This window comes from Bradyrhizobium sp. AC87j1, assembly GCF_002936975.1.
Lineage (GTDB): Bacteria > Pseudomonadota > Alphaproteobacteria > Rhizobiales > Xanthobacteraceae > Bradyrhizobium > Bradyrhizobium shewense.
Genome location: NZ_PTFE01000001.1, coordinates 20,778 through 34,859 on the forward strand (window position 1 = coordinate 20,778; position 14,082 = coordinate 34,859).

A 14,082-nucleotide genomic window follows, 5' to 3' on the forward strand; every position below is an offset into this window, starting at 1 on the left:
GTTATGCTGCACGCGCCGGCAATTCGTTGAAGCTTTCACTTCCTCCAAGAGATCACCGGGAAATCGCTGATGCGTATCGTCAATGTTGCCGCCGCCCAGATGGGCCCGATCCAGAAGGCCGATAGTCGCGAGGCCGTAGTCAAGCGCATGATCGCGCTGATGGACGACGCCAAGAGCAAGGGCGCCGATTTGATCGTCTATCCGGAACTGGCGCTGACGACATTCTTTCCGCGCTGGTACGCGGAGGACCGCGCCGAGTTCGACATCTGGTTCGAGCGCGAGATGCCGAACGCGGCGACGAAGCCGCTGTTCGAGCGCGCGGCGCAGCACCAGATGGCGATGAACTTCGGCTATGCGGAGCTGACGCCGGACGGCCATCATTTCAACACCGCTATTCTGACCGATAAGTCCGGCAAGATCGTCGGCAAATATCGCAAGGTCCATCTGCCGGGCCATGTGGACTACGACACCAAGCGCTCGCACCAGCATCTGGAGAAACGCTATTTCGAGCCCGGCGATCTCGGCTTCAACGTCTGGCGCGAGCTGGGCGGCATCATCGGCATGGCCATCTGCAACGACCGGCGCTGGCCCGAGACCTATCGCGTGATGGGCCTGCAGGGCGTCGAGATGGTGCTGATCGGCTACAACACGCCCTCCGTCAATGCGGAGCGAAGCGAGGAGGGCGTCGAGAAGCGCCTGTTTCACAACCGCCTTTCCGTGCAGGCCGGCGCCTATCAGAATTCGACCTGGGTCGTCGCGGTGGCCAAGGCCGGCAATGAGGATGGCCATCCGCTGTTCGGCGGCAGCCTGATCGTCGATCCCAACGGCGAGATCGTCGCGGAAGCCAGGACCGAGGACGACGAGCTTCTGGTCCATTCCTGCGATCTCGACGCCACAAATTTCGGCAAGACCACGATCTTCAATTTCTCGCAGCATCGCCGGATCGAGCATTACGGCCTGATCACCAGCCAAACCGGCGCGGTGCCGCCGCCGGAGAAATGACGCCGATGTCGGATCATGGCATTTCCTTGCGCGAGCTTGATCCGCGCGATCGCTACAAGCTGCTCTGCGGCGTGATCGTGCCGCGGCCGATCGCGCTGGTGACGACACTGGACGAGAACGGGGCGGTCAATGCGGCCCCGTTCAGCTTCTTCAACGTGTTCTCCGAGAGCCCCGCGCTGATCGTGCTCGGTCTTCAGCACAGGCCGGATCACAGCCCGAAGGACACCACCCGCAACATCCATCGCGACGGCGAGTTCGTCGTGCACATGGTGGATGAGGCGCTGTCGGTGACGATGAACGACTGCGCGGTCGATTTCCCCTCCGGCGACAGCGAGGTCGCCGCGACCGGGCTCGCAACGCTTCCCTCCGTCGATGTGAAAGTGCCGCGCCTCGCCGCCGCACCCTTCGCGCTCGAATGCCGGCGCCACGTGGTGCTCACCTTCTCGCCCGATCGCGAATTGCTGGTCGGCGAGGTACTCAGGGTTCACGCCCGCGAGGGCCTTGTGGATGAGGCCAACATGTATGTCGATCTCGACGCCTACCGGCCGATCGGCCGCATGTTCGGCAATCTCTACACCACCCAGCGGGATGTTTTTTCGCTGACGCGCGAGAGCCACGCGCAATGGCGCGCGCGGCAGGACGCCAAAGAGCTGAAGGACGCCTAGTGAGCCGAGAACTGCACCGTACCCAGCGCCATGGTGACCGCGGCCTGTGTCGGGTCGATCACGGGGATACCGAGCGCGTCTTCGAGCGGGCGGCGGTGCCGCGCCATGCTGGCGCAGCCCATCACGATGGCGCGGGCGCCGTCCTGGTCGCGCAGCGCGCGGCCGATTTCGATCATCTTCGCCAGCGTGCCTTCGCCCGAGGCGGTCTCCGCGACGCTCATGTTGAGCGGCCGTTCGCCGGCGAGGCGATCGGTCAGGCCCATCTGCCTGAGATAGCGCATGTGCCGCGGGATCGAGCGCTGCGCGATGGCGATGACGCCAAAGGTCTCGGCGCGGGCGAGCGCCATCAGCACGCCGCACTCGGCAATGCCGAACACGGGCCGTTCGGTGCCTTCGCGGCAGACCTGAAGACCGGGATCGCTGTAGCAGGCGATGACGAAGGCAGCCGAGCTGTTGTCACCTTCCACCAGCCGTCGCAGCGGCATCGCGACGCTGTCGACGTCCGCCTGGCTTTCGATGCCGAAGGGACCTTCGGCCAGCGTCTGGCAGACGACTTCCGGCCCGCCCTCGAAACCGAGCGGCTTCAACGCATCCTCCAGCCCCAGCGTGACCGCAGGATTGGAGTTCGGGTTGATGACGAGAATGCGCGGCCGGGACATGATGGTCTTCCTGCGGAATGGAGATCATTTGCCCAAGCCTATCACGGAGTGCCTCATGACTGAACCCACTTACGATCTGATCATCCGCGGCGGACGCGTCGCCACCACCACAGACGTGTTCGAGGCCGACGTCGCCATATCAGGCGAGACCATCGCCGCGATCGGCCGCGGGCTTCCGGCGGCCAGGCGCGAGATCGACGCGCGAGGCAGGCTGGTGCTGCCGGGCGGCGTCGACAGCCACGCCCATATCGAGCAGCTGTCGGCCGCCGGCATCATGAACGCCGATACGTTCGAGAGCGCGACGGTCTCTGCCGCTTTCGGCGGCACCACGACGGTGATCCCGTTCGCCGCCCAGCATGTCGGCATGAAGCTGCCGCAGGTGGTGGAGGATTATCATGCGCTGGCGAAGAAGGGCGCCGTGATCGACTACGCCTTTCACATGATCATTGCGGACGCGACCAAGGAGACGGTCGAGGAGCACATTCCGGCGCTGGTGAAGCAGGGCCACGCCTCGATCAAGATCTTCATGACCTACGACCGGCTCAAGGTCGACGACGAGCCGTTGCTCGACATCCTGCTCGCGGCGCGCCAATCCGGCGCAATGCTGTGCGCGCACGCCGAAAATCACGGCATCATCGCATGGATGGTGAAGCGGCTGCTCGCGCGCGGCTACACCATGCCGAAGTACCACGCCGTCAGTCATGCCCGTGTGTCGGAAGCGGAAGCCTTCACCCGGCTGATCGGCATGGCTGCGCTGATCGACCAGCCGATCATGATCTTCCACGTCTCGACCGCCGAAGGCGCCAAGGTGATCCGCGACTCCCGCGGGCAGGGGCTGAAGGTGTTCGCCGAGACCTGTCCGCAATATCTGTTCCTCACCGCCGCCGATCTCGACAAGCCCGGCGCCGAAGGCGCCAAATGGATGTGCAGCCCGCCGCCGCGCACGCATGCGGATCAGGAGGCGCTGTGGCAGGCACTGTCGCTCGGCGATCTCCAGACCATCTCGTCGGATCATGCGCCGTATCGCTTTGACGAGACCGGCAAGCTGCGCGCCGGTCCCATTCCGAATTTCAAGCAGGTCGCGAACGGCCTGCCTGGGCTGGAGCTGCGGCTGCCGCTGCTGTTCGACGCGATGGTGTCGAAGGGGCGGCTGGGCCTGGAAAAGTTCGTCGAGCTGACGTCGACCGCGCCGGCAAAGATCTACAATCTGCACCCGCGCAAGGGCTCGATTGCGGTCGGCGCCGATGCCGATATCGCGATCTGGGATCCCAACCGCGAGACCGTGATCGCCGACGAGATGATGCACGACCTCACCGGCTACACGCCGTTTGCGGGCCGCAAGCTGAAGGGTTGGCCGGTATCGGTGCTGTCGCGCGGCCGGGTCATCATCGACGGCGATAAGTGTCTCGCGAGCGCCGGCAGCGGAAAGTTCCTGGCGCGCAGCGGTGGCGAGGCGGCGAAGCCGACGGGCCGGCTGGTTGCGGACATGGATCCGGAACGGAATTTTGGAGCAAAACTGCTGTGATCGCGGATCGCGCGCGATGAGGATCGTCATTTTCGGCGGCACCGGCTTTGTCGGGCTCAACCTCGCCGAGGTGCTGCTCGCGCGCGGCCATGAGGTGACGCTTTATGACCGTAAGCAACTTCCAGCGGGTGCGGAGCGATCCTGTGCCGACCACCGGGAGCGGCTTACGATTGTTCAGGGCGAGATCACGGACGTCGACGGGATTGATAAGCTGATAAAGCGGGGATTCGATACGATCGTCCTTGGCGCCGCCATAACCGCCGGGGACCACCTCGAACGAACCAACACCTCGAGTATCCTTGAAATTAACGTGATGGCTCAGATGCCGATCCTGAGCTCGGCGATCCGCCGTGGCGTTCGGCGCGTCGTGAATCTGTCGTCGGCTGCGGCCTATGGCGCCGCAGGCCAGCATTACCAAGTCCTCGACGAGGAAACGCCTTGCGATCCTGTCTCGTTCTACGCGCTTAGCAAGTTTACGTCGGAAAGATCGGTGGCACGCCATGCCGAACTATTCGGTGGTGATTTCCTCAGCGTGCGGCTGAGCGCCGTATTCGGTCCATGGGAGCGGATTGGAAAAGTACGCGACACGCCGAGCCTCCAGTTCCAGATTCTCGCCGAGTTCGCCCGCGGTGAGCCGGCGCTCCTTCCCGCACCGGGCATCAAGGATTGGACCTATGCCGTCGACGCCGCCGAGGCCGTGGCATTGCTGATCGAAGCCGAGCGGCCGCGCCATCGGCTCTACAACATCTCCAGCGGTGCTGCCTGGTCGGCGTTGCAATGGGGCGAGGCCTTTGCGGCGTTGCATCCGGGACTGGTGTGTCGGCTCGCGTCTCCCGGAGAGAAGACCTTCATCAAGCTCCACGGCGGGGATCGGGCGCCGATGTCGGTCGAGCGGATGGCCGATGAGTTCGGCTGGCGCGCCCGGTTCGGCTGTGCGGAATCGGCCGCTGCGATGAGCGCTTGGTGGATGCAGCACAAGGATGGGATCTGACATGCGGCTGCAGGGGCGCACGGCCATCATCACCGGAGCGGGCTCGGGCATCGGGCGGGCCAGCGCCAAGCTGTTCGCTGAGGAGGGCGCGCATCTCGCTCTGGTCGACCGCGATGCCGCGGGGCTTGAAGAGACATTGCGCTTGGTGGGCGAGGCCACGACGCATATCGGCGACGTCGGCGATGCCGCATTCGCCGAGACCGTCGTAAGCGACATCGTCTCTCGGCACGGCCGGCTCGATATCCTGATGACGGCGGCCGGAGTTTCCGTCGGCGGCACGGTGCTGACCACGAACCCGGACGACTGGGACGCCGTGTTCCGCACCAATGTCGGAGGCACCTGGCTGTGGGCGCGGGCCGCGGTGCCGCAGATGCAGCGGCAGAACAGCGGCTCGATCATCACGCTGGCGTCGCAACTTGCGATCGCCGGCGGCAAGGGCAACAGCGCCTACATCGCCGCCAAGGGCGCCATCGTCAGCCTGACGCGGACGATGGCGGTGGATTTCGCCGCGGAGGGCATCCGCGTCAACGCGATCGCGCCGGGTGCGATCGACACGCCGATGCTTCGCCGCAGCTTTGCCCGGCACGCCAACGCGGACGAGGTGCGCGAAGCCTCCCGCAACCGCCATGCCATGAAGCGGTTCGGTGTGGCCGAGGAGATCGCGCAGACCGCGCTGCATCTGGCGAGTGATGCATCCTCGTTCACGACCGGCACGGTGATGGTGGTCGACGGAGGTTGGCTCGCGGCATGAGTGGTGCGCTGACAGAGCTCGAAGCGGGCATTCGCGCCGATCTCGCCAGGATCGCGCATCCCGGCGCCGCCTGGCTCGAGCCGAAGATGGGCCCGGACGGCAAGCCTGCACTGGACGTGCTCATCGTCGGCGCCGGCCAATCCGGCGTGGCCATCGGCTTTGGCCTGATGCGCTCCCGCGTCGGCAACATCCTGCTGCTCGACAAGGCCGCGGAGGGGAAAGAGGGTCCGTGGCTGACCTATGCCCGCATGCCGACGTTGCGCAGCCCGAAGGATTATACGGGGCCCGACCTCGATATCCCGAGCCTGACTTATCAGTCCTGGCATGAAGCCCGCTTCGGCAAGGAGAGCTGGCAGACGCTCGACCTTATCCCGCGCGGCCATTGGGCCGACTATCTACTCTGGTTGCGGCGCACGATAGACCTACCTGTGCGCAATGGCTGCGAGCTACTGAAGATTGCGCCATCGGCCGACGGCCTGCTGGCTGCCCTCGTGACAAGTGCCGATGGCGTCGAGACGCTCCACGCGCGCAAGATCGTGCTCGCGACGGGGCAGGAAGGCATGGGCGGCTGGATGATCCCCGAGCCGCTGCGCGATCTGCCGGCACGCTCGGTCGCAACCGTCGCCGACGATATCGATTTCGAAAACCTCCGCGGCAAGCGCGTCGCCGTGATCGGTGCCGGCGCATCAGCGTTCGACAATGCGGCCACGGCGCTGGAGGCGGGTGCTGCGGAAGTGCATCTGCTCTGCCGCCGGGCGCAGATCCAGGTGATCCAACCTTATCGCTGGCTGACCTTCCGCGGCTTCCTGCGCCATCTCAGCGATCTCGACGATGCCTGGCGCTGGCGCTTCATGCGAAAAATCCTCGAAATGCGCGAAGGCTTTCCGCAGCCAACTTTTGACCGCTGCGCGCGTCACGCCAATTTCATATTGCACGAAGGCGCGCCAATCGAGGCTGCGCGTGAGACACGCGAAGGGGTCGAATTGCAGACGCCGCGCGGCATCATCGCCGCGGATTTCGTCATCTGCGGCACCGGCATCGACATGGACTATTCCGGCCGCGGCGAGCTGCGCGCCTTTGCCGGCAATATCGCGATCTGGGCCGACCGCTACCAGCCGCCGGACAACGAGCCCAACGCGCGGCTCGGCCGCTTCCCTTATCTCGCCGACGATTATGCCTTCACCGAGCGTGTGCCGGGAAAGACGCCGTGGATCTCCGACATCCATCTCTTCGCCATCGCCTCGACCATGAGTTTCGGTCCGTCGGGGTCGTCGATCAACGCGATGACGACCGCGGTGCCAAAGCTGGTTCACGGCCTGACGCGCGGCCTGTTCCGCGCCGATGTTGCGCGGCACTGGGCCTCGCTCAGCGCCTACGACGTGCCGCAGGCGGTGGTCACGCGGCCTGCGCGAAACAGTGGGGAATTGCGATGATCATCCATGCGCCGCCGCGACGAAGCATCCGCAACAGCGCTCCATGAGACTGGCGCGCAACTTGCTTCTTTCTTAACCTGCCTTGCTGGCGTTGTTGTCGAAATCTTGGGGAAAACGAATGCGTTTTGTGTCTTTCAGGCCGGCGTCCTCCGTGCTCGCCGCCACTGCGCTGTTGCTCATCGCCACCGCGCCTTCGCAGGCGCAAACCCGGGCGGAGACGCTGCGCTATGTCACCGGCGCATCCGTCAACACGCTCGATCCCAACATTCCCGGCTCGACCCGCGAATCCTTCGCGCTGAGCATGAGCACCTATGACCGGCTGGTGGCGTTCGGTCGCAAGCAGCTCAACGGCAAATGGGTGTTCGATCTCGACAAGATCACCGGCGAGCTCGCCGAATCCTACGACGTCAGCCCCGACGGATTGAAGCTCACCTTCCGTCTGCGCAAGGACGCAAAATTCCAGGACGGCTCGCCGGTCACGGCCGAGGACGTGAAATGGTCGCTCGATCGCTGCGTTACCGCGCCGATCCTCGGCAAGGCGCAGCTGCTGACGGGCTCGTTGACGTCGGCCGATCAGTTCAAGGTGATCGATCCCCTCACCATCGAGGTGACGCTCCCCAAGCCCGACAAGCTCGCGCTGCCGAACTTGGCCACCGTCTATCCCATGATCATCAACTCGAAGGTGGCGAAGGAGCACGCGACCGCGGATGATCCCTGGGCCACCGCCTGGCTGAAGGAGCACACCGCCGGCAGCGGCGCCTATGTGATCGAGACGTTCAAGCCGGGCGAGCAGGTGATCGTCAAGCGCAACGAGGCCTGGAATCGCGGCTCGCCTGACAAGCCGGCGTTCTTCAAGCGTGTGATCATCCAGTCGGTGCCGGAGCCGGCGACCCGCGCCAATCTGGTCGAGCGCGGCGATGCCGATCTCGTGGTCGATCTCCAGGCCAGCGACGTGCAGTCGTTGGAGGCCAAGGGCAAGTTGAAGGTGATCTCGACGCCGCAATACAATTCGATCACCTTCGTCTCGATGAACAACCAGATCCCGCCCTTCGACAACGTCAATGTCCGCCGCGCCGTCGCCTTCGCGCTGCCCTATGACGACATGTTCAAGGCCGCTCTGTTCGGCCGCGGCGCGCCGCTGTTCGGTGCGAGCTGGCCGGACGGCAAGCCGCTGAACGGCATCTATCCGTTCCAGCAACCCGTGAAGATCGATCTCGACAAGGCCAGGGAATATCTCAAGGCCGCCGGGCTCCCCGAGGGCTTCTCGACCACCTTCAGCTTCAATGTCGGCCAGGCCTCGACCGCCGAGCCGATGGCGGCACTGGTCAAGGAGTCGCTCGGCAAGATCGGGATCAAGGTCGACATCCAGAAGCTGCCGGATGCGCAGATGTCGACACAGATCAACGAGAAGAAGCTGCCCTTCTACACCGAAGGCATCGTCGCCTGGCTGCCGTCCACGGACTACTTCTACCGCAATTTCTACACCGGCAATCAGCGCTGGAATTACAGCTCGATCAACAACCCGGACCTTGCCGCGATCGCGCAGGAAGCCCGCTTCGAGCCGGATAAGGCGAAGTACGAGGAAGCAGGTCGCAAGCTCAACGCGATGCATTTCGATTTGATGCCGCAAATCATGCTGTGGCAGCCAAACCAGGATGCGGTAATGGCGTCCTCGATCGAGGGCTACACCTACGAGTTTCACCGCCAGGTCGACTATCGCGATGTCAGCCGCAAGTGATAGCGTCAGACGAAAGGAGCCCTGAAAGGTGATGACCGGTCTCGGCGCAACGATGGTGCGGGCGGGCAGGCGGCTGTTGTCGTCGCTGCCGGCGCTGTTCGGTGTGTTGGTCTTCACTTTCCTCCTGATGCGCGTCCTGCCCGGCGACCCCGCGGTGTTCTTCGCCTCGGGGCCCAATGCCGGCAAGGAGGAGATCGAGCAGATCCGCAAGCAGATGGGGCTCGACAAATCGGTGCCGGAACAGCTCGTGTTCTATCTCTCCGATATCGGCCGCGGCAATCTCGGCCGCTCCATGATGACCGGGCAGCCGGTGCTGAAGGATCTGCGCGAGCGGCTGCCGGCCTCGCTCGAGCTCACCTTCACCGCGCTGCTGATCGCGCTGATTGCGGCGGTGCCGCTCGGCGTGCTCGCGGCCTTGAGGCCGGGATCGGTCGTCGACCACGGCGTGCGGCTGTTCTGCGCGCTCGGCGTCTGCGTGCCGACCTTCGTGTCGGGCCTGCTGCTGATCTATGTCTTCTACTATCTGCTCGGCCTTGCACCCGATCCGACGGGGCGGATCGACGTCTTCACCTCGCTGCCGCCGCAGCGCACCGGGTTCCTCTCGATCGACTTCCTGCTCGCTGGCGATTTCGAGGGCTGGTGGGCGGCCTGCAAGCAATTGATCCTGCCGGCGGTGAGCATGGCGCTGTTCGTGATCGCGCCGCTGGCGCGGATCACACGGGCCTCGATGCTGGTCTCGCTCGGCAGCGACTTCGTGCGTACCGCGCGCTCGGTCGGGTTGTCCTGGCGCAAGGTGGTCGTGACCTACGCGCTGCGCAATGCGATCCTCCCCGTCATCACCATCGCCGGCATCGTGTTCTCGACCATGCTGGGCGCCAATGTGCTGGTCGAGAAAGTGTTCTCCTGGCCGGGCGTTGCCTCCTATGCGCTCGATGCGCTGCTGTCCTCCGACTATGCGCCGGTGCAGGGCTTTGTGCTGCTGATGGCCAGCCTGTTCGTGCTGGTCAATCTGGTCGTAGACATCTGCTACGGCATCGCCGATCCCAGGGTGTCGATCGGATGACCAGCGCAACCCTCCGCCATTCGGTCTGGATCCTGCGCGGCAACCCGCTCACCGCCGTTGCCGCAACCGGCGTGCTTCTGTTCGTGCTGGTCGCGATCTTCGGACCGTGGATCGTGCCTTACGATCCCGTGGCCTCCAATGTCTCGGAGGCATTGCTGCCGCCGAGCGCGGCGCACATCGCCGGCACCGACCAACTCGGACGCGACGTGTTCAGCCGTCTCATCATCGCCGCGCGACTTGATCTCGCCATTGCGGTCTCGGCCGTCGGCATCTCCTTCGCGATCGGTGCCGTGGTCGGCTCGTTCTGCGGCTATGCCGGTGGCCGGCTCGATCGCGGCGTCGGCCGCTTCGTCGACGTGATGATGGCCTTTCCACTGTTCGTGCTGGCGATGGCGATGGTCGCAGCCCTCGGCAACCGGATCGAGAACATCGTGATCGCGACCGCGATCATCAATCTTCCCTTCTACATCCGTTTCGCGCGGGCCGAGGTCAATGTCCGGCGTAACGTCGGCTGGGTCGAGGCGGCGCGGGCCTGCGGCGAGAGCCATTTCTCGGTGGTGCTGCGCTTCCTGCTGCCGAACATCCTGCCGGCGATGGCGGTGCAGATCTCGCTCAACCTCGGCTGGGCCATTCTCAACGCCGCGGGCCTGTCCTTCATCGGTCTGGGCGTCAAGCCGCCGACGCCGGAATGGGGCATCATGGTCGCGGAAGGCGCGCGCTTCATCTCGACCGGGCGGTGGTGGCTGGTCGCATTTCCTGGCCTGGCGCTGATGATGGCCGTGCTGTGCTTCAATCTCCTCGGGGACGGGATGCGGGACATTCTCGACCCCCGCATGCGCACATGAGCGAGGCGCTGCTCAGCATTGACGACCTCCACGTCGCGTTCTCGACGCGACGTGGCATGGTCGAGGCTGTGCGCGGCGTGACGCTCACGGTCGAGAAGGGCGAGATGCTCGGCCTCGTCGGCGAGAGTGGCTCGGGCAAGTCGGTGACCGGCTTTGCCACGACGCGGCTGCTCGACGCAGCAGGGCGCGTCACCGGCGGCAAGATCCTGTTTCGCGGACAGGACGTGACCAAGCTCAGGGGCGATGACCTCCGTCAGCTCCAGGGCGCCGCGATGTCGATGATCTTCCAGAACCCGCGGGCGGCGCTCAATCCGATCCGGGCCATCGGCCTGCAGATCGCGGACGCGATCCTCACCCATAAGCGGATCTCGAAAGAAGCCGCGCGGGGCGAGGCGCTGGACTTGCTGCGCGCCGTTCAGATCCGCGAGCCCGAGGCGCGGATGAACGCCTATCCGCACGAGCTCTCCGGCGGCATGTGCCAGCGCGTCATGATCGCGATCGCGATCTCCTGCAATCCCGCGCTGCTGATCGCGGACGAGCCGACCACCGGCCTCGACGTCACCACCCAGAAAGTGGTGATGGATCTTCTGGCGGATATCGCCGCCGCGCGCGGCATGGCCACGATCCTGATCACGCACGATCTCGGGCTCGCGGCGCGCTATTGTCGCCGCATCGCCGTGATGGAGCGTGGTCGCATCGTCGAAGAGGCGAGTCCCAGGTCGCTCTTCAGCGCGCCGCAGCACGCTTATACCAGGCGTCTGGTTGCGGCATCGCCGACGGCGACGTCCCGTATCGAAGACCTCGTGACGGAGGAGGAGCGGGAGCGCTACGCGACTGTCGTCGGCAAGCCCCGAGCGGAGCTCGCGCACGGCACGCCGCCACTTCTGGAGGTGCGAAAACTGGCAAAGCGTTTCGACCAGGGCTCTGCTGCGGTGGCCGACTTCTCGATGACGATGGCCGGCGGCGAGAGCGTCGGTCTCGTCGGGGAGTCCGGGTCCGGCAAGAGCACGACGTCGCGGATGATCTGCCGCCTGATCGACCCGAGCGAAGGCGACATCGTGTTCGACGGGCATTCGATCGGTCACGTGGCCTCGCGCGACTTTTACCGCTCGCCCTTGCGCAAAGACATCCAGATGGTGTTCCAGGATCCGAACGAGAGCCTCAATCCGCGCTTTACGGCCTTCGATTGTATCGCCCACCCCCTGCTGCGGCTTGGCGGCATGCGCGCGGGTGAGGCGCTGCGCGAACGGGTGGAGGAATGCGCCGTGCGGGTGGGGCTGCCGCTGGATCTGTTGCCGCGGTTTCCGCACCAGCTCTCCGGCGGCCAGAAGGCCCGCGTCGGCATCGCCCGCGCCATCGCCTGCCGGCCGCGGCTCCTGGTGCTGGACGAACCGACGGCCGCGCTCGATGTCTCGGTGCAGGCGGTTGTGCTGCAACTGCTCGATCGCCTCAGGCGCGAGAACGACATCGCGCTGCTGTTCGTCAGCCACGATCTCAACGTGGTGCGTATGCTCTGCGACCGCACCATCGTGCTGCGCAATGGCGGAATCGTCGAGCAGGGCGAGAGCCGGGCGCTGTTCGACAATCCGAAGACCGACTACACGCGCAAGCTGGTCGAGGCCATCCCGCATATCGAGACCGGCGAGATGCTGGCGGCAGCTCTGTGAGACCTGGGCCGGCCCAAAAGACGTTGAGATCCCGCTGGCGAAGGTCCGGTTAGTGGCATACCATTTGCACGCCAACGGGTTCTGGTTTCACCTGCTCTTGGCCAACGATGGCCGGCATCACGGCATTACTGGGAGGACTTCATGGATCGCAGGACCGTATTGAAGGGACTGGCTGGCGCGGGCGGTCTGGCATTGACGGGCCTCTCGGCCCCCGCGATCGCGCAAGGCGCATCAGCCCGCACCCTCCGCTTCGTGCCGCAAGCCAATCTCGCCAACTTCGATCCGATCTGGGGCACGCAATATGTCGTGCGCAATGCCGCCGCGCTGGTCTGGGACACGCTTTACGGCATCGATTCCTCGCTGCAGCCGCAGCGGCAGATGATCGAGTCCGAGGAGACTTCCGACGACGGCAAGACCTGGACGTTCCGCTTGAGGCCCGGTCTCAAGTTCCATGACGGCGAGCCGGTGCTGGCCAAGGACGTCGTTGCGAGCCTGTCGCGCTGGGCTGCGCGCGATCCGATGGGCCTGATGATCATTGCGATCCAGCAGGAATTGACCGCCGTCGACGACCGTACCTTCAAATGGGTCTTGAAACAGCCCTTCCCGAAAATGCTCTACGCGCTCGCCAAGAACAACGCGCCGTGCTCCTTCATCATGCCCGAGCGCATCGCGAAGACCGATCCGTTCAAGCAGATCACCGAATATGTCGGCTCGGGTCCGATGAAATTCGCCAAGGGCGAATGGGTCCCCGGCGCCAAGGCCGTGTTCGAGAAATTCGCGGACTACGTGCCGCGGCAGGAGAAGGCCTCCTGGCTTGCCGGCGGCAAGCAGATCCTGGTCGATCGCGTGGAATGGATCGTGATGCCGGATCCGGCCACCGCGGCGGCCGCATTGCAGAACGGTGAAGTCGATTGGTGGGAGAATCCGATCGCCGATCTCGTGCCCGTGCTGAAGAAGAACAAGAACATCAGCGTCGACATCGGCGATCCTCTCGGCAATATCGGCTCGTTCCGAATGAACCATCTGTTCGCGCCGTTCAACGACGTGCGGGCGCGGCGCGCGGTGCTGATGGCGCTCAGCCAGGAAGATTATATGCGCGCGATCGTCGGCGACGACAACGCATTGTGGAAATCGCTGCCCGGCTTCTTCACGCCGGATACGCCGCTCTACAGCGAGTTGGGCGGCGAGATCCTGAAGGGCAAGCGCGATTTCGACGCGGCCAAGAAGCTACTGGCCGAGAGCGGCTATTCCGGCCAGCCGGTGACTTGTCTGGTGGCGCAGGACCAGCCAATCACGAAGGCGCAAGGCGACGTCACCGCGGATCTCCTGAAGCGGCTCGGCATGAATGTCGACTTCGTCGCGACCGATTGGGGCACGGTCGGCTCCCGCCGGGCGCAGAAGACCCCGCCCGGGCAGGGCGGCTGGAACATGTTCCACAGCTGGCATGCCGGCGCCGACTGCATCACGCCCGCCGCCTACACCGCCATCCGCGCCAATGGCGAAAAGGCCTGGTTCGGCTGGCCCAATAGTCCGAATACCGAGAAGGAGATCACGACCTGGTTCGACGCCAAGAATCTCGAGGAAGAGAAGGCGGCGATCGGGCGGGTCAACAAGGCGGCGCTCGAGGATGTCGTCTATGCGCCGACCGGCTTCTTCCTGACCTACACGGCCTGGCGCAAGAACGTCTCCGGCATCACCAAGGGGCCGCTGCCGTTCTTCTGGGGCGTGTCGAAGTCTGCATGA

At 64.8% G+C, this 14,082-nt stretch carries 12 protein-coding genes; 11 read left to right on the forward strand and 1 reads right to left on the reverse strand.

The genetic code is table 11. From position 1 onward, the window contains the following. The first annotated feature begins 69 nt into the window (after positions 1-69). A complete protein-coding gene (locus CV770_RS00105) occupies positions 70-1,002 on the forward strand; it encodes an N-carbamoyl-D-amino-acid hydrolase (protein ID WP_091952758.1) in 933 nt (310 codons plus the stop codon). Beyond that, positions 999-1,667 carry a flavin reductase family protein gene (locus CV770_RS00110; protein ID WP_091952755.1) on the forward strand — a complete coding sequence of 223 codons (669 nt, stop codon included), beginning with the start codon at positions 999-1,001 and terminating at the stop codon, positions 1,665-1,667. The genes CV770_RS00105 and CV770_RS00110 overlap by 4 nt, the downstream gene beginning before the upstream one ends. Here the strand turns inward: CV770_RS00110 and CV770_RS00115 are convergent. Beyond that, complete coding sequence (locus CV770_RS00115) at positions 1,664-2,326, reverse strand: aspartate/glutamate racemase family protein (protein WP_104460917.1); 663 nt, start codon at positions 2,324-2,326, stop codon at positions 1,664-1,666. The two genes, CV770_RS00110 and CV770_RS00115, sit on opposite strands and share 4 nt — an antisense overlap. A gap of 55 nt (positions 2,327-2,381) precedes the next feature. Between CV770_RS00115 and hydA the strand changes: the two genes are divergently transcribed. The 9 genes from hydA (at position 2,382) to CV770_RS00160 (ending at position 14,082) form a co-directional block, all read left to right on the forward strand. Beyond that, the gene (gene hydA / locus CV770_RS00120) at positions 2,382-3,851 is read left to right on the forward strand and encodes a dihydropyrimidinase (protein ID WP_104460918.1); all 1,470 of its coding nucleotides are present in this window, start codon (positions 2,382-2,384) and stop codon (positions 3,849-3,851) included. Between the two features lie 16 nt (positions 3,852-3,867). After that, on the forward strand, positions 3,868-4,842 hold the full coding sequence (locus CV770_RS00125; RefSeq protein WP_104460919.1) for an NAD-dependent epimerase/dehydratase family protein: 975 nt from the start codon (positions 3,868-3,870) through the stop codon (positions 4,840-4,842). Between the two features lies 1 nt (position 4,843). Continuing rightward, the gene (locus tag CV770_RS00130) at positions 4,844-5,593 is read left to right on the forward strand and encodes an SDR family oxidoreductase (RefSeq protein ID WP_104460920.1); all 750 of its coding nucleotides are present in this window, start codon (positions 4,844-4,846) and stop codon (positions 5,591-5,593) included. After that, positions 5,590-7,026 carry an NAD(P)-binding domain-containing protein gene (locus CV770_RS00135; RefSeq protein WP_104460921.1) on the forward strand — a complete coding sequence of 479 codons (1,437 nt, stop codon included), beginning with the start codon at positions 5,590-5,592 and terminating at the stop codon, positions 7,024-7,026. The genes CV770_RS00130 and CV770_RS00135 overlap by 4 nt, the downstream gene beginning before the upstream one ends. A gap of 118 nt (positions 7,027-7,144) precedes the next feature. Next, positions 7,145-8,764 (forward strand): ABC transporter substrate-binding protein, encoded by a 1,620-nt coding sequence (locus tag CV770_RS00140; RefSeq protein WP_091952744.1) that lies wholly within the window; start codon positions 7,145-7,147, stop codon positions 8,762-8,764. Between the two features lie 28 nt (positions 8,765-8,792). Next, on the forward strand, positions 8,793-9,827 hold the full coding sequence (locus tag CV770_RS00145; protein WP_104460922.1) for an ABC transporter permease: 1,035 nt from the start codon (positions 8,793-8,795) through the stop codon (positions 9,825-9,827). After that, the gene (locus CV770_RS00150; protein ID WP_018315991.1) at positions 9,824-10,672 is read left to right on the forward strand and encodes an ABC transporter permease; all 849 of its coding nucleotides are present in this window, start codon (positions 9,824-9,826) and stop codon (positions 10,670-10,672) included. Before CV770_RS00145 ends, CV770_RS00150 begins: the two co-directional genes overlap by 4 nt. Then, complete coding sequence (gene nikE, locus CV770_RS00155; RefSeq protein WP_104460923.1) at positions 10,669-12,339, forward strand: nickel ABC transporter ATP-binding protein NikE; 1,671 nt, start codon at positions 10,669-10,671, stop codon at positions 12,337-12,339. Before CV770_RS00150 ends, nikE begins: the two co-directional genes overlap by 4 nt. Positions 12,340-12,480: 141 nt before the next feature. Further along, positions 12,481-14,082 (forward strand): ABC transporter substrate-binding protein, encoded by a 1,602-nt coding sequence (locus CV770_RS00160; protein ID WP_104460924.1) that lies wholly within the window; start codon positions 12,481-12,483, stop codon positions 14,080-14,082.